The following is a 16468-nucleotide window of genomic DNA, read 5'->3' on the forward strand; positions in this document are numbered from 1 at the left end:
AGGGTGTCACACGGACGCTCTCCGCAGCGAAGCACGGAGAGGGCGGAGCGTCCGGGTGACGGGTTCCCCAGCGTAGGCGCGGAGGAAACATGCGGCGTGCCATCCCAACCAGCGGGGCGAGGACGAACACCGCCCCTCAACACCTACCAAAATGCCGAGCTTAGAAGACTAGTTCAGAATCTTTTGGGCGTTCTCTTCAGCAGTTTTCTGAGATGTGGTCACCCGCTCGATAAGGTCCTGCTCTTTTTCGAGGAACGTGGTCATATAGGTGTCTAGTATCTGCTCAGTTTTTTCTTCGTAGTTGATTTTCTCTCGACACGTCGCATCATCAATTGCTGTTTGCCGCTCAGCAGGCTTTCCATGCACAGCATCATATGCAATGTCTGAAGTTGAATATGTGTATCCACGTTCAGCCATGCAACGTTCCCATTCACCATCCAGAGACGAGTATGCTCCATCGATGACAGAAGCACGAACGTAGGATAGTAGCTTCTCCGTAACTGCCTCTCGTGTTCCCGCCAAAGTGCCAGAACCATACAGCTTCAACTCAGCTTCTTCTTTACAACCACCTTTTCCGTTATCTCCGTAATATGCATGTGTTTCTTGCTCAGTCAGTTTTACGGTGTCTTCCAGAGAAGCATAACGAGATGGAGGAACAGGGCTGGGATAGCCAGACTTGTTGGCATATTCCACACTTAGAGGCAGTGGAGAAAGCAGGTCCCTAACGGGAAACGTTTCAACCATGTAATAGGTTTTCCTGTCAGGGTAGCCCTTGGAAACCATACATTCGGATGCAAGCCGCTGATAAGCACGTTCGACGTTATCAGAGATAGAAATCAACGCATTTACTTTTTCTGCAGCCTGTGTATCAACAGTGGCAGATGCAGAAGTACTTTGCGGTGCCGTGGAGGCGCTATACGCCTTCTCAGCGTTAGCGGACGCCGAGGAGTCAGCGCTGGGCTGCCCGGATGCGCAAGAGCTAAGCATCAAGGTCAGCGGGAGTAGAGCCCCGGCGAGGGTTCGTAGGGTGTTCTGTCGACGCATAGGGGCACTTCCTCGTGAAATATACGCTGCATCTTTGTCCGCTCGTTCAGGGGCTCTTCGTTGTTTGCCCTTGAGAGAACATATTTTGAACACTAGCCTACCACGCTGTAGAGGAGGGCGAGCCGGTGCACCTTCCGGAAGCGCCCTCAGGGTGTCACCCGGACGCTCTCCGATGCGGAGCGAGGAGGGGCGGAGCGTCCGGGTGACGGGTGCCCCTGCGTAGGCGCGGAGGAAACATGCGGCGTGCCGTCCCAACTAGCGAAGCGAGAACAAACACCACCCCTCCAAGTCCCAATCCGGGGGCAAGTACCGCCCTCAAAAGCGATTTAGCGTCCGGTCATACCCAGCAGCTCATTCGCGCGAACGCGAGCCCAACGCTCCGCGTTCAGCACAGCCTCCAGCGTCAAATCAGCGTCAGAGACAGCCTCAGCGCTGCCGGTGTGCTCCTCCAGCACACGCGCCACCGAATCGACAATGTCGGTAAAGCGAATCGCGCCCGCATGGAATGCTGCCACGGCTTCCTCATTGGCGGCGTTGAACACTGCCGGGTGCGTTCCGCCGACCTTACCTGCGTCCTTGATCATGCGCACGGCGGGGAATGCTTCCTCGTCCAGCGGCTCGAAAGTCCAGGATGCCGCCTTCGACCAGTCGCAGGCGGGCACAGCGCCGGGGATGCGGTGCGGCCAGGTCAGACCCAGCGCGATGGGCAGAACCATACTCGGCGGCGACGCCTGCGCGATAGTGGAGCCGTCCACGAACTGCACCATGGAGTGCACGACGGACTGCGGGTGAACCGCCACGTCAATACGGTCCAGGTCCACGCCGAACAGGTGGTGCGCTTCAAGCACTTCGAGTGCCTTGTTGACCATGGTTGCCGAATTGGTGGTGACGACCAGGCCCATATCCCAGGTGGGGTGTGCGAGCGCCTGCGCGGGGGTCACGTCGTGCAGCTGTTCGCGCTTGTAGCCGCGGAACGGGCCGCCCGATGCAGTGAGGATGAGTCGGTCGATTTCTGCGTCGGTTCCGGAGGCGAGCGCCTGCGCGAGGGCGGAATGTTCGGAGTCGACGGGCACCATGGGGGTGTTCAGGGGGGATGCGTCGACGGCGGCGCGTACAAGCGGGCCGCCTGCGATGAGGGATTCCTTGTTGGCCAGTGCCACTCGGTAGCCGCTGTTGAGGGCGGTGAGGGTCGGCTCCAGGCCGATGGAGCCGGTGATGCCGTTGAGGACGGTGTCTGCCGGGCGTGCTGCCGCCTGTACGGAGGCTTCGGCACCGTGGGCGATCTGCGGGGTGTAGCCGGTAACGCCTGCTTCGGAGGCTGCCGCCTCGATGAGTTCGCGCAGGCGCTGCGCGTCTTCGGCGGTGCCGCTGGTGGCGACCAGTTCGGCGCGCACGTGCACTGCCTGGCGTGCGAGCAGTTCGAGGGATCGGGAGCCTGCGGAAAGGGCGACGACCTTCAGCGGTGCGTCGGCGGCGGAGGCGCTGGTGCCTTTGAGTGCGGCGAGGTGGTCGATGACTTCCATGGCTTGGGTGCCGATGGAGCCGGTTGAGCCGAGGAGGGTGACGCGCTGCGGTGCGCGGGTGAGTTCTGTGAGGGCGTCGGTGAGGCGGTCGCGGCTGCCGCCGACGCGTGCTGAGGATCCAAACTTCATGGTTCTAGTGTCTCATGAGCTCGCGGGTACGTTCGGGTACTGGCGCCGCCTCTCATCTTAGAAGGCCCAGCACAGAAGACCCCAGCGCAGAAGAATCCCCCGCCCTGTCATACGGGGCGGGGGATTCAACACTTCACGTTTTAGAGCAGGTCCTGCAACAGCTCAATGCAGCGGTCCAGGAAAGCGTCCACCTGGGATTCCTCGTAGCTGACGGTGCCCGAGGCGGGGCGAAACTTTGCGTGGCGCACCACGGACGGGTCCAGCGGCTCCTCGCTGTTGAGCTGGGCGTACACGCGGTCGCAGATGGCGTCCACGTCGCCGACGAAGTAGCCCATGTGGCGGCGCTTGCTGGGGCGGCGGAAACGCTCACCGGCGGGGCGTTCCAGGCGGCCTGCGAGTAGCTCGCCGGTCTCTACGAGGGAGCGTTCCCAGTTGTCCAGGCCGTACGCCTCAATGTAGCGGCTGCGTTCGAGCTTGGCGAAGCGTTCCTCAATCTTTTCGAGGGCGCGGTCGACCACATCCAGCTGGTAGCCGCCGGGTTCTTCGCGGAAGACGACCTGGCGGATTCGTCGGGAGGTGTAGAGGTCTTCGGGCAGTTCGGCGGCTCCGCTGAGCTTCTCGTAGTCCTCGGCGAGGCGGGTGAACAGGCGGTCTACTTCACTGCGCTTGTAGCCGGGTTCGGTTTCTGCTGCACGGGCAAATCCGCCTCCGTGGGTGGTGCTTGCCAAGGTGGGCTCCTCTCGACGATTGAACTTTAAGAATACCAATGCGCAGGCTACCTGGTGCAAGGTGGGCGGGCGGCGTCTTAGATATAGCCTTTTACGCCTCTATTCACCGGGTACAGCGAAAGCGGGCACAGCAAAGGCGGGGCGCCCCTCCCCCATTCGTGGGAAGAAACGCCCCGCCTCCATAAGCGATAAAGCTTGAAGCTTTAGAGCGGCATAATAAACCGGAAAATCAGGCAGCCAGCCGCCGCAGCGAAAAGGATCGAGTCCAGGCGATCCATCATGCCGCCGTGACCGGGCAGAATATTCGACATGTCCTTCACACCCATACGGCGTTTGAACACGGACTCGACCAGGTCACCGGCAGTCGACGCGACCACCATGACCGCCGCCAGCGGAATAGCCCAATACCAGGGCGAACCCATGGCTGCCAAGGCGATAGCGCCAACAACCGCCGAGCCGACGAAGGAACCAGCCAGCCCCTCCCAGCTTTTCTTCGGGGAAATCTTCGGCGCCATCGGGTGCTTACCCCAATTCACGCCGGCAATGAAGCCGAACGTGTCATTGCAGATGGCCATCAGCAGAATCATGAGGATACCGCGCTCGCCGTGGTCCGTCTGGAAGTAGACCATGGCAATACCCAGCATCAGCGGCACCCACAGCAGAGCCAGGGCGCTACCGCTCAAAGACTTACCCAGTGAGACCTGACGGTCAGCACGCACGAGAGCAGAAGAAAGCAACAGCGCCAGCAGGCTCACCGCCAGGGCGATGCCCAGCCCGGTAAAACCGAACAGGTAGGACACCACCACAATTGCGCCAGACAGGGCACCCAGTAGGTATTCCGGGATGCCGTAGCCGCGGCGGGTGTTGAGCACGTGCCCAATTTCCCAGGCGCCCAACGCTGCCGCGCCGGTAGCGATCGCAACAAAAACCGGCTGGTAAATCAGGCCCAGCACCAATAGCACGCCGAAACCAACACCCACACTAATGGCGGCGGGCAGGTTACGGCCAGCTTTGGCGCTGCGCGACTTCACCGGCGTTGCAGCGGTCTGCGGGCTCGGCTGTGGAGCAGGCGGCGCGCTTCTCTCTTCTTTCGCTTCTTTGCGTGCACTCATTAGGGTTTAGACCTCGAGCAGTTCAGCTTCCTTGTGCTTGTACAGTGCGTCGACCTGGTCGATGTGCTTCTTGGTCTGTGCGTCCAGTTCCTTCTCAGCACGTGCGCCTTCGTCTTCACCGATTTCGCTGTCCTTGACCAGCTTGTCGATAGCGGTCTTAGCGTGGCGGCGAACGTTACGGATGGAGATACGAGCCTCTTCAGCCTTGTGGTTGACGAGCTTGGTGTATTCCTTACGGCGCTCAGCGGTCATTTCGGGCATGACAACGCGGATAGCTGCACCGTCGTTGCTGGGGTTAACACCCAGGTCGGAGTCACGCAGAGCCTTCTCGATAGCTGCCAGTGCGGTCACGTCGAAGGGAACGATCTTGACGGTACGTGCGTCCTCAACGTTGAAGGACACCAGCTGCTGCAGCGGGGTCGGCGCACCGTAGTACTCTGCGGTCAGGCCGCTGAAGATTGCGGGGTTCACACGACCGGTACGAACCTTAGCGAACTCAGTCTTGGTTGCTTCGATGGTCTTTTCCATCTTCTCGCCGGCTTCGGCAAGGATTTCTTCGATCACGAAAGGATCTCCTTTGTCGGAATTCTGGGGTGCCAGAATTGTCGGTGGGCGCACGCTCAGCCCTCATGATTCCCCACCGGTCCGCGGCGCATCCGAGGCGAAAACCGTAAGGATAATGCGAAGTCGACGGGAAAGAGGCAGAACGTCGTATTTGATATAAGTCTAGACGGTACCGGCGGGCATAAGCGAGTTTTAGCGCCTACCCGCGCGGTACCGTCCAGAATAAGTCCGCGCTATCGAGCACGGTCACAATGTGAGGGCGCGTTCCGTACGCCCCAACCTAAAAATTTAGGCGTTAGCGAGTAACGAGGGTACCCATCTTCTCGCCCAGAATTGCGCGGGTCACGTTGCCGTCACCCTGCATGCCGAACACGCGCATGGTCACGTTGTTGTCGCGGCACAGGGAGAACGCGGTCTGATCCAGCACGCGGATGTTGCGCTGCATTGCCTCATCGTAGGTGAGGTTGTACAGGCGCTCAGCGTTGGGGTCCTTGTTCGGGTCAGCAGTGTAGATGCCGTCCACGCCGTTCTTAGCCACCAGAACCTCATCTGCGTGGATTTCCAGGGCGCGCTGAGCAGCCACAGTGTCGGTGGAGAAGTAGGGCAGACCCGCACCAGCACCGAAGATCACGACGCGGTCCTTCTGCATGTGGCGGATCGCGCGGCGAGGAATGTAAGTCTCAGCAACCTGCGGCATGGTGATAGCCGACTGAACGCGGGTGTCAATACCCTCCTGCTCCAGGAAGTCCTGCAGAGCCAGGGAGTTCATCACGGTGCCGAGCATACCCATGTAGTCTGCACGGGAGCGGTCCATACCCGCCTGAGAGAGTTCAGCACCGCGGAAGAAGTTGCCGCCACCAATCACGATGGAGGTTTCAACCTGGCCGACGGTTGCGGCAATCTGCTTGGCGATGCTGCGCACGACCTCGGTCGAAATACCAACTTCACCGCCACCAAAAACCTCACCGGAAAGCTTGAGCAAAACGCGGCGACGGCCGGTCTCGTCATGGTGAATCGGGTGCGAAATAGCTTCGGGCATGGTTCCTCCAGTGGCTTACCTAGGGGTTGTTATAGGTGATCGGGGCGGACTTCCTGCCGCCTAGTCCTTATCAAGGATACAGCAAAGCCGGGTAGCCACCAGTGGTGACTACCCGGCTTCAGGCTATAATCCCAACCTCATACGACTTCCCTTACCGGGAACCCGCAATACGGGAGGGCAGAACTGCAGCGAGTCCTTATGCGCCCACGCGGAAACGTGCGAATGCGGTAGCGGTTGCGCCAGCCTCGGACAGAACCTGTGCGACAGACTTCTTGGAGTCCTTCGCGAAGTCCTGATCGAGCAGGGTGTTCTCCTTGAAGAAGCCCTTCAGGCGACCCTCAACAATCTTGTCCAGAATCTTCTCGGGCTTGCCCTCAGCGATTGCGGTCTCGCGAGCAACGCGCTTCTCGGTCTCGATCTGGTCTGCGGGGATGGACTCAGAATCCAGGTACTTGGGGCTCATTGCAGCAATGTGCACTGCAACGTCGTGTGCGATCTCGTCGGTGTTCTCACCGGAGACAGCCAGCAGAACGCCAACCTGTGCCGGCAGGTCCTTGGAGGTCTTGTGCAGGTAAACTGCAACGTTCTCGCCCTCAACGCGTGCAACGCGGCGGACAACGATCTTCTCGCCGAGCAGTGCACCAGCGTCGGTGGTCAGCTCCTCAACGGTCTTGCCCTCGTAGGATGCAGCCTGCAGCTCTTCCAGGGTGGAAGCGTCAGCAGCAATAGCAGCCTCGAGCACGTTCTGGCCGAAAGCGATGAAGGGGTCGGACTTTGCCACGAAGTCGGTCTCGGAGTTGACCTCGATCATGTAGCCAACGCCGTTCTCAACGCGTGCAGCCACCAGACCCTCAGCGGTTGCGCGACCCTCGCGCTTGGTGATGCCCTTCAGACCCTTAACGCGGATGATCTCGGCAGCCTTCTGCTGGTCGCCGTTAGCCTCGTCCAGAGCCTTCTTGACGTCGAGCATACCTGCGCCGGTCTTCTCGCGCAGTGCCTTGATGTCTGCTGCGGTGTAGTTCGCCATTGTGAACTCCTTGTGTTGCTGTAATAAATCGGGATGACATCCCGGTGGTACAAATGGCGGACGGCGCCGCGCCCAGGTCAGGGCGGGCGCCGTCCGAACGTGGTCCCCGCAGGCGGGGGCCACAAAGCATAAAGCTTAGTGGGCTAAGAAAGCTTACTTAGCTGCCTCTTCAGCCTGTGCAGCCTCGTGCTGCTCCAGGAGCTCGCGCTCCCAAGCTGCCATGGGCTCCTCAGCTGCTTCAGCCTTGCCGTTCTTCTTAGCGTTGCGCTCGATCAGGCCGGCTGCCACTGCGTCAGCAATCACGCGGGTGAGCAGGTTGACGGAGCGGATAGCGTCGTCGTTACCGGGGATCGGGAAAGCAACCTCGTCGGGGTCGCAGTTGGTGTCGAGGATAGCAACAACGGGGATGCCCAGCTTCTGAGCCTCGTTAACTGCCAGGTGCTCCTTCTTGGTGTCAACAACCCACAGGAGGGAGGGAACCTTGGACAGGTTGCGGATACCGCCGAGGGTCTTCTCGAGCTTCTCGAACTCGCGACGCATGAGGAGCAGTTCCTTCTTGGTGTAGCGAGAACCTGCTACATCGTCGAAGTCAATCTGCTCGAGTTCCTTCATGCGCTCAATGCTCTTGGAGATGGTGCTGAAGTTGGTCAGCATACCACCGAGCCAGCGGTGGTTCACGTAGGGCATGTTCACGCGGGTTGCCTGCTCAGCGATAACTTCCTGAGCCTGCTTCTTGGTACCCACGAACAGGATGTTGCCACCGTGTGCGACGGTCGACTTAACAGCCTCGTATGCCTTGTCGATGAAGGCGAGGGACTGCTGCAGGTCGATGATGTAGATGCCGTTGCGCTCGGTCAGGATGAAACGCTTCATCTTGGGGTTCCAACGGCGGGTCTGGTGACCGAAGTGAACGCCGGAGTCCAGCATTTCACGCATAGTTACGACGGGCATGTCGTCTCCTTTTTTGTGCCGCGCGGACCTCCCATTCGGGCTAGCCCAACGCGCGCATAGTAGTTATCAGTTTTTCCTGGCGGCGGTTAGCGTTCACGGTTACCCGTTCAGCTCAGGCCCTAACCACCCCGTATGGGTGGACCGAAGGTCCCTTATCGGCTCCCCGTTTGAGGATGCCGCTCACGCCGCGCGTCGTCAGTGGTACTGTACGGCCCCCTCGAAGAGGGAGAATACCCGCGCAGGCACACTGCAATACGACATTGTACCGTATATTCCGCGATTAATCCGCCGGGTTGGGGTTAAAACCTGCGCGGGCGGTGCAGGTGTGTGCAGGGGCACTGTGGATAAAGGATTTTAAGGCGCAAACAGCGGGGTTATCCACAATTTTTCGTGAGGCGCTGCGGGGCGGGGCGATTCGTGATGTGCTCAGAAGATGAAGCAGAACATGAAGACATTAGAGGGAACGCTACGGCACACAATCCTGGTGGTGTGCTGCCTACTGGGTGCACTTGCGAGTGCGGGTGGGCAGGGCTACGCGGGTAGTCAGGGTTATTCGAGCTGGATCAGTTCTACAGACGGGGCAGGTTTCGCAGAGGGTGCCACCTCAAGTGCGCACGTTCCCAACAGCGCACAAGTTCCCGGCACCGTTGAGCTCGCCGCGAGCCAACTACGCTACCGCTCCCCCACCGCCGAATCCAGACCGCAGGTAATCCGCCCCTTTGAGAAGCCCACCCAACGCTGGAGCGCCGGGCACCGCGGCGTAGACCTCGCCGTACCCGAGAACGACCGGCGCGTCTACGCACCGGCACCCGGCAAAGTGGTTTTCAGCGGCACGGTCGTCAACCGAAAAGTACTGGTCCTTGCGCATCCAGATGGGCGGCGCAGCACCTTCGAACCCATGGATGAAACGCTCCCGGTCGGCACCACCGTTACAGCCGGTGAGGTCATCGGCACCGTCGCAGGCGCGGCGGGCGGCAACAGCGAGCGCCCCTACCGGCGATGCTCCACCCCCTGCCTGTACTGGGGCGTACGACAGGGAGGCACCCGTGGGGACGGCAGCGGCAAGGACGCCGAGTACATCAACCCCATGAGCCTGCTGGGCTCGAAGGAACCAAGCATTCTGCTACCCGTGCCGGGCGGATATTAGGTGGCGAGTACTCGCGCTGGCAGTCATTGGGTACGGCTGTGGCCCGTCACCTCCCCAAAAGGAGGCAACGGGCCACAGGAGCCAGTCTAGGTTGTGCTCACTAGCGTAGGTGCTAGAGGCAGCTACTTACTGGAGGACGTCACCGTCATCAGCACCGAACTGGTTCGGCTGTACAGGCTGCTGAGCAGTCTGACCGGGCTGAACCTGCTGACCGGGCTGAGTAGGCTGAACCGGCTGTGCAGGCTGTACGGTCTGCGCGGCCTGTGCATCGTACGCGGGCATTGCCTTGGTCGGTTCATTCTCACCATAGTTCAGGCCGTGCTGCGGGGTGAACACCTGAGTCGGCGAATCATCACCGGCGGTGTAGGCGGTGTTCTGTGCCGGGTAACCGGGCTGAGCAGCATAACCGTTCTGTACCGGGTAGCCGTTCTGTGCCGCGTATCCGCCCTGTGCCGGGTAGCCATTCTGTACGTCAGCCTGGGTTGCACCGTAACCGGTCGCAACACCCGCCGCAGCACCCAGTGCCGCAGCCGAAGCGGCACGACGTTCACGGCCCTTCGCACGAGCCGCCGCGATCTTCTTGCGGAAGACGAAGAGCAGAACCAGGATGAGCAGCAACAGACCCACGATGATTGCATCCACAATCACGTCAGTCATGCTCAGACCGGACACCGGAACAGTCAGACCGGAGGTGGTGCTGACACCGCGGTCAGTCTTGACGCTCAGCTCGCCACCGTTGACGGTGAGCTGCACGTGCTGAGAGTTCTTCGCGAGGCTGTTCGCAGCATCAACCTTCTGCTGATCCAGCGAGGAGAAGGTCGGAGCCTTGAAAGTGAACTCGAAGGGAGCCGAGTAGTAGTTACCCAGCTTCGAAGAGAGCTTGATTTCAGGGGTCACCGTGTAGTCGGAGCCGAAGGGGTGGTAGCCACCGGGGCGGGTAACGGTCACCTTCGAATCGGGCAGGTATTCGTTCAGACGCTGGTTGAACTCGTTCTGATCCTTACCGCGAACCTTCACGCTCACAATGGTGGAGTCGCCGTCCTGACGGACCTCAGTCTCGTCATTGCTGCCGCCTGCGAAAACGTCCTTGAGCTTCTGCTCAGCACCCGCAACATCCTCGGTCGGGAATGCGTAGAGGAAACGCGCTTCCATGGAACCGTCCAGACCCAGGGAGGTAGCGACCTTCATGCTCTTCATCTCAATCTGACGTGAAGAAACACGGTCAACCGCGATGAGAGTACTGCTACCGCCCGAACGGGAGGAGCTAGCGCGACCCTCGGGGTCAACCATGTAGGACTTATCGTTGCTGTCCACGATGGTCAGGGTCAGGCCATCACCGCTCGGGGAGCACAGCAGCGCGCAGTCCAGCAGACCCGAAATCTTCTTCTGAACGGTGAAGTTATTATCCTTCGCCACTACCTCACGGCTAGCGGAGAGATCGGTACTACCTGCACCAAACAGCTTCTTGAGACCATTTCCCAAATCCTCAATCGAAGAAGCGCTAAAGGTCAGGGTACGGCCCACTTCTTCCTTCGCGCTGGCGGTCGATGCGGAAGGAGCGTATGCCTTCGCCTGCGAGGATTCCAGACCCTTCTTCAGCTCGGAGCCCTCAGGCTTGACCTGGTTCAGGTAGGCGTCGACCGCAGCGGCGGTCTCGGTGTTCATGATTTCCTTCGCAACGAAGGAGATGGCGACGTCATAACCGCCGTCCTTCTCCTTCACGTCAAGGATGACGTTACGGAAACCGCGGTCCTGAACATCCTTCGCGGAAATCTTAGACCCACCGGAGTTCTTCACTTCCTTCTCGCCAAACTTCACAGTGGTTTCATCACTACTGCTGAGAACGCTGTTCTTATTGGAAGCAGACACAACACCGTCCACTACCAGAGCTTCAGGAAGCCAGCCCAGCAGATCGCCCGAGCTGAAGTTTTCCTTCACCTGAATACCCTGCACCAGACCCTGGTCAGAGTTGACGATGCTAATCTGCGGCTTGATGTCGGAGCCCGAAGCCTTCAGCAGAGAGGTCACCTTGGAGTGGTACTCGTCCACGGAGGAGAAGGATACCTTGAAAGTCGCACGAGCCTTGTCACCCTCAGACTGAATACCTTCGTATTCCAGGCCCTCGGGCAGGTGCTTACGTACGGACGCATCCAGTGCCTGGGTTCCACCCTTAACCTTGTCCTGGTTATCCTTCATGTTGAAGGAAACCAGAATGGTGCGGGTACCCTTCTCAGCGCTCTCAAGGCCCAGCTGGGTCTCAATCTTTGCGCTGCAGGCGCTCAGAATCAGGGCGGCAATGGTCAACAGAACCGCCAGGAACATCCAGCGCTGACGAGTCGGCGCGCTCGGGGCGTGAGTCATCGCGTGCATACTAGGCTCCCATCAGGCGAATCGCCACGTAATAGACGACCATGGACGCCAGAACCCATGCGGTGCTCAGCGCCGCGTGCATGATAATCGGGGACTTCGCGAAGCGGCCCAGACGGTTCAGACCCAGATAGGTGAGAGCCTCACCCGAGAACACGGCGAAAGCAAGCACCAGGACTATGAGCATGGTCAGGAAGAACGCACCACCACCGCTACGGGTGAGGGTCAGGAAGAACACGAGCAGGTTCAGCACCAGGAACGAAGGAATCAGCGCCAGGGAAGACACCGACACGGCGTGCATACTCGCGGTGAAGGAGGTCGGCGCCTTACCGATACGCGCGGTCAGCTGCAGCTGCACACCGCGCAGAACCTGCACACCGAAGATTGCAAGAGCCATCAGCACGTACGCCAGAATCATGCGTCCGGTCGGCACGGCCTGTGCGGCGTAGGCACCACCGTAAGCGGCACCGCCTCGACCGCCGAACATGTAGCCCACCATGGACATCGCGATAACGGCAGCCAGGATAATCAGCTGGCTGAAGAAGAAGGCACCCACCAGCGCCTGCAGAGTCGTGGGAACAATCCAACCCCACGCACCGGCGGCAGAGATGCGGGCGTGCGCGGTCGCCGGGTTGCTGGAGAAAACGTCCAGGAACGCGTTCCAGGTAGCGCCCAGTGCCTTCACCGCCGGATGCGGTGCGCTCGGCGCATAGGTTGCCTGGCCGGGCTGACCGGGCTGCGCGGCCCCAGGCTGAGCAGTACCGGGCTGGGGTGCGGCGGCAGGCTGACCGGGCTGTGCGGGGGCTGCCTGAGCCTCAGCATTCGGCTGTGCATGAGCGCTCGCAGGAGTGGGCTGGGGTGCCTGCTGAGGCTGGACGGGCTGCTGAGGTGCTGCCGGTGCGGCAGGCTGAGCAGCATTACCCTGCTGGCTCGACTGCACGGGCTGCTGCGGCTGAGCAGGCAGCGAAGCATCCTGTGCGGGACGCGCGCCAGCATCGTAGCCGTAGCCCCCGGCGGCACCCTGCGACGGGTTGTTGGGAGTGTTCTCCGACATTGAGATCCTCTCGTATGGTGTGTGGAAGCAACACCTACCGGCTGAATCGGCATCTACCGGCGGCATCACACTGTCTTTCGTGACAAGACTCTTCAACCCTACCGTATTGAACGCTATGGTGCGTCTTCGTTCGTCATTTACTCATTTTCATCACCGTTGATGCATTCCATGCACGAAAATACGCGCCTCCGAGAGCATGACAAAAGAGCACGAAAAGAGGGCGCGAAAAAGCCCCGCCCGCCGACAAGTGGGTGAAGTCGACGGGCGGGGCCGTAGGGAGTGCGGGGCTCGAACCCGCGACCAAGGGATTATGAGTCCCCTGCTCTAACCGGCTGAGCTAACTCCCCATCCGGTGCAGTGACGGCGCGCAATGGACGCCAGCACCATCCTCTAGAGTACCTGAACGGTGACTGAGAACGAAAAACGCTCAATCCGCCGCCCAGGGGCTAGAGAAGCTTAGCGGCGCGAATCCAGGTAACGCTGGTACGGAGCGTCGCTCACGTACAGTTCCTCGAAGGTGCGCCAGGTGTTCTCAGCGCTGTGGAAGCCCACGATGCGGCGGGACTCACGACCCATCTGCTCACGCTCAGCAGCGGGCAGGGAGAGCACAGCCTCCAGCTTCTTCGCCAAATCCTGAGCGTTATTGGGTTCGAAGAGGTAGCCGTTCACACCGTCCTCCACCAGGTGCGGCAGAGCCAGCGCGTTCGCGAGCACCACGGGGGTGGAGGCGCTCATCGCCTCCAGGGAAACCAGGGACTGCAGTTCGGCGGTACCGGGCTGGCAGAACACATCAGCCATCTGGTACACCTCGGGCAGATGCTCCTCCGGAACGAAGCCGCGGAAAATCACGCGGTCGGACACGCCGCAATCGTGCGCCTTCTGTTCGAGAGCTTCACGCAGCTCGCCGCCACCGGCGATATCCAGCACCACGTGCTCGAGAGTATCCGGCAGCAGGGAGAGCGCCTCGATGAGCACGTCCACGTTCTTCTCTTCAGCCAGGCGGCCCACGAAGGCGATACGCAGCTCACCGGGAACCTTGCCGGCGTCAGCACCCTCAGCCAGCTCGTAGTCGCTGATCTCAATACCGTTAGAAACCGGCATGACGGGGCGATCAAAATGACCCAGGTCGCGCATCGCATCCGCACCAATCTGGGTGGGGGTGGTAACGACCGCGGTCTTGGAGAAGCAGAAACGCATATCCTTCCAGGTTGCCTTCTCAATCACGCGCTTCACGGGAGAGGGGAAGGGCAGGAACGGATCAAGGTTCGCGGGCATGAAGTGGTTGGTGGCGATAACACGAATACCTCGGCGCTTCGCCTGGAAAATCAGGGCGCGGCCAATAATGTAGTGGCACTGCACGTGCACCACGTCCGGGCGCACCTCGTCGAGAATCGCGCCGACCTCGGACCAAATCTCCCAAGGCAGGCAGATGCGGTTCGTCTCATGGGTCGGGGGCAGGTGCGAGCGCAGGCGGTGCTCCACGATGCCGCCTTCTACTTCGGTGCGGTAGCTGGGGCCGGGGATGGGGCTGGCTGCGACTACGTGTACGGAGTGGCCGCGCTTGAGCATGGAGGTGGCGAGGCGGTGACCGAATTGTGCCGCACCGTTGATGTCCGGCGGGTAGGTTTCTGCGCCAATCAGAATCGTCTTTGCCTGTTCCATGACGGGGCTCCTCATCGGGGTGTAGTGTGTCGGTGACTTTGGGGGTTCGGGTGCGACGGTGCGCCGCTTCTACCTCTGCCTGCCGCGTGAACCGGGTGGGTCCAGTACGTACAGCACTTGTCTATTCTACCTGTGAGCTGCGTCCTTCTCCGACTTGTGGCCGGGGCCTTTGGCTGGGAGTTGCCTCTAAACCTCACGTTGAGGCTGGAGCCTGCGCCCTGCCCGTAGACGCACAAACGCCCCGATACGAGTATCGGGGCGTTTAGACGCTTGGCGTTAACCGGTGCCGGTTGAGCGGCGAACAGTGTTTAGCGGCGTACCAGGCGGTTCAGGAAGTGCAGGACGGTTGCAATGGATGCACCCAGTGCTGCGAAGGACTTCCAGCGTGCCTGCAGAACCTCGGGCTTGCGCACGTTCTCTGCCAGGCCGCGGCCGGTAGCTGCTGCACCTGCAGCAACCTCGGAGGGCACTGCCTTGAGAGCGTCCAGAGCCTGCTGGGTGTTGTTCTGAACGTCGCCGGTGTAGGACTGCAGGTCGTCGCGCAGGGCTGCCAGGTGCTGGCGACGCTCTGCGGTGCGCTGCTTGAGCTCTTCGAAGGTCGGCGGCTTGGGCTCTTCCTCACCGCGTGCCTTGCGCTCTTCAGCTTCCTGACGTGCGCGTTCTGCTGCTTCTTCAGCTTCCTTAGCCTTCTGCTCTGCACGCTCTGCCTGCTCCTTCTTCAGGCGCTCAGCGGACATGGCGGTACCTTCCTTGAGTACGCCGAGGTCGAAGAGCAGACCAAAGATTGCGGATTCGGGCTTGAACGGCAGCTGTGCCTTGACCTTCTTCAGGCCGACCAGGGCGCAGATTGCCAGGACGATGAGGAAGATGAGGGCGAAGACCAGCGCGGATGCCCAGTAGGGCATGACGGTGCCGAGGCCGAGGATTGCTGCGGCGACCAGCGCGATGATCAGGAACAGACCGAAGACTGCTGCGACGCCGAAGAAGGCTGCGCCCTTACCAACGGCGATGCCCTTGGCCTTCAGTTCGTGCTTTGCAATCTGGATTTCGTCCTTGACCTGGCTGGGTCCGAGGGTCTTGAAGGTTTTGCCAGCGTCGATGATGTTCGCGACGCCGGACTTAATCCCGCTGATGCCAGCAAAGAAACCCTTGGGTGCCTTGGGATTAGTAGTAGTGGTCATGACCACCTCTCCGTGACGTGTTTTTGGAGGCTTCTTTTTCGCACTCCACCTCCTATAGTTTAGCCCCTTATGGTACCTCCGCGTGACCGTTTGAACGGGGGTTTGCGCTATCTCTTCAGGTATTTTCGACTTTCTGAGGTTTGTATTGAGCTGCAGGCGTAGCATTCTGGGCTTGGTTGCGTCTGTGGATTTGCTCTGGAGTAGGCGTAAGAGGATGCCGATGCGCCGCTCCCCCGTTACGCGCCGAGTGGGCGTGTGGTTGATGTGGGCGAGGAACTTCTCTGTGCGTTAGACTTCACATTTTTGCAGGGTGAAGTATCTTTGCCTCGCCGAGGGCGTAAGCCCGAGGACCTGGAGGGAGCGCCCCAGCGCCTGCGTATGGCGGAGTGGTTACTGATTCATGACTTGGAGAGAACGTTCCGACTGGACTCGAACTAGCGAGGCGAAGATTTTCCGAGCGCGCGAGGAAGTAAAAACCGTTACCCCGCCGAGGGCGTAAGCCCGAGGGGTTGCTGGTTCACGACTTGGGGAGAACGTTCCGACTGGACTCGAACTAGCGAGGCGAAGATTTTCCGAGCGCGCGAGGAAACAAAAATCTTTGCCTCGCCGAGGGCGCAAGCCCGAGGGGTTACTGGTTCGAGTCAGAGGAACGTATATAGCAAGAATCCCCAGGGCGGAGCCCTGAGGATTCTTGCTTTATGCGCTCCCCCGACTGGACTCGAACCAGTAACCCTTCGATTAACAGTCGAATGCTCTGCCAATTGAGCTACGGGGGATTATTTTGTTTTTGTTGTTTGGTTTCCCTTGCAACGAGTAATAACTATACCGGGGCTGTTTGGGCTCCGCAACTCGAAATAGCGTGAAGTGTATCACTCTTTAGATTGGGAGCTTGGGCTCCGGTTAACCCGCGCTACTCCCCCCCCCCCCCCCCCCCCCCCCC

The 16468-nt window shown here is 60.3% G+C and carries 13 protein-coding genes and 2 tRNA genes; 1 reads left to right on the forward strand and 14 read right to left on the reverse strand.

The window, feature by feature from the left end; all coding sequences use genetic code 11:
- Window positions 1-168: 168 nt before the first annotated feature.
- From HMPREF2879_RS05455 to rpsB, 8 genes are all read right to left on the reverse strand, one after another.
- On the reverse strand, window positions 169-1044 hold the full coding sequence (locus tag HMPREF2879_RS05455; protein ID WP_197524206.1) for a chromosome partitioning protein ParA: 876 nt from the start codon (window positions 1042-1044) through the stop codon (window positions 169-171).
- Between the two features lie 326 nt (window positions 1045-1370).
- Window positions 1371-2696 carry a 1-deoxy-D-xylulose-5-phosphate reductoisomerase gene (gene dxr / locus HMPREF2879_RS05460; RefSeq protein WP_070634986.1) on the reverse strand — a complete coding sequence of 442 codons (1326 nt, stop codon included), beginning with the start codon at window positions 2694-2696 and terminating at the stop codon, window positions 1371-1373.
- A gap of 140 nt (window positions 2697-2836) precedes the next feature.
- Window positions 2837-3424 carry a cell division protein DivIVA gene (locus HMPREF2879_RS05465; RefSeq protein WP_012903944.1) on the reverse strand — a complete coding sequence of 196 codons (588 nt, stop codon included), beginning with the start codon at window positions 3422-3424 and terminating at the stop codon, window positions 2837-2839.
- Window positions 3425-3627: 203 nt separating this feature from the next.
- Complete coding sequence (locus HMPREF2879_RS05470) at window positions 3628-4455, reverse strand: phosphatidate cytidylyltransferase (protein ID WP_246822911.1); 828 nt, start codon at window positions 4453-4455, stop codon at window positions 3628-3630.
- An 87-nt stretch (window positions 4456-4542) separates the two neighbouring features.
- Complete coding sequence (gene frr, locus HMPREF2879_RS05475; protein ID WP_044150664.1) at window positions 4543-5100, reverse strand: ribosome recycling factor; 558 nt, start codon at window positions 5098-5100, stop codon at window positions 4543-4545.
- Window positions 5101-5395: 295 nt separating this feature from the next.
- Entirely contained in the window at window positions 5396-6139 is a 744-nt protein-coding gene (pyrH, locus tag HMPREF2879_RS05480; protein ID WP_012903948.1) for a UMP kinase, read from the reverse strand.
- Between the two features lie 196 nt (window positions 6140-6335).
- A complete protein-coding gene (tsf, locus tag HMPREF2879_RS05485; protein ID WP_005507065.1) occupies window positions 6336-7166 on the reverse strand; it encodes a translation elongation factor Ts in 831 nt (276 codons plus the stop codon).
- Window positions 7167-7319: 153 nt separating this feature from the next.
- The gene (gene rpsB, locus HMPREF2879_RS05490; protein WP_005508818.1) at window positions 7320-8117 is read right to left on the reverse strand and encodes a 30S ribosomal protein S2; all 798 of its coding nucleotides are present in this window, start codon (window positions 8115-8117) and stop codon (window positions 7320-7322) included.
- A gap of 445 nt (window positions 8118-8562) precedes the next feature.
- Between rpsB and HMPREF2879_RS09540 the strand changes: the two genes are divergently transcribed.
- The gene (locus tag HMPREF2879_RS09540) at window positions 8563-9264 is read left to right on the forward strand and encodes a M23 family metallopeptidase (RefSeq protein ID WP_246822912.1); all 702 of its coding nucleotides are present in this window, start codon (window positions 8563-8565) and stop codon (window positions 9262-9264) included.
- A 126-nt stretch (window positions 9265-9390) separates the two neighbouring features.
- Here HMPREF2879_RS09540 and HMPREF2879_RS05500 read toward each other — a convergent pair whose 3' ends face one another.
- The 6 genes from HMPREF2879_RS05500 to HMPREF2879_RS05525 form a co-directional block, all read right to left on the reverse strand.
- On the reverse strand, window positions 9391-11634 hold the full coding sequence (locus HMPREF2879_RS05500; RefSeq protein WP_049350192.1) for a flagellar motor protein: 2244 nt from the start codon (window positions 11632-11634) through the stop codon (window positions 9391-9393).
- Window position 11635: 1 nt separating this feature from the next.
- Window positions 11636-12685, reverse strand: a complete 1050-nt coding sequence (locus HMPREF2879_RS05505) for a hypothetical protein (RefSeq protein ID WP_049341677.1) — start codon at window positions 12683-12685, stop codon at window positions 11636-11638.
- A 273-nt stretch (window positions 12686-12958) separates the two neighbouring features.
- Window positions 12959-13032: transfer RNA gene (locus HMPREF2879_RS05510), tRNA-Ile, on the reverse strand.
- Between the two features lie 109 nt (window positions 13033-13141).
- Window positions 13142-14347 carry a glycosyltransferase gene (locus HMPREF2879_RS05515; RefSeq protein ID WP_070594106.1) on the reverse strand — a complete coding sequence of 402 codons (1206 nt, stop codon included), beginning with the start codon at window positions 14345-14347 and terminating at the stop codon, window positions 13142-13144.
- A 308-nt stretch (window positions 14348-14655) separates the two neighbouring features.
- The gene (locus HMPREF2879_RS05520) at window positions 14656-15528 is read right to left on the reverse strand and encodes a phage holin family protein (RefSeq protein WP_070507758.1); all 873 of its coding nucleotides are present in this window, start codon (window positions 15526-15528) and stop codon (window positions 14656-14658) included.
- Window positions 15529-16231: 703 nt separating this feature from the next.
- A tRNA-Asn gene (locus HMPREF2879_RS05525) sits at window positions 16232-16304 on the reverse strand.
- Between the last annotated feature and the right edge of the window lie 164 nt (window positions 16305-16468).

Source organism: Rothia sp. HMSC069C04 (assembly GCF_001812895.1).
GTDB lineage: Bacteria > Actinomycetota > Actinomycetes > Actinomycetales > Micrococcaceae > Rothia.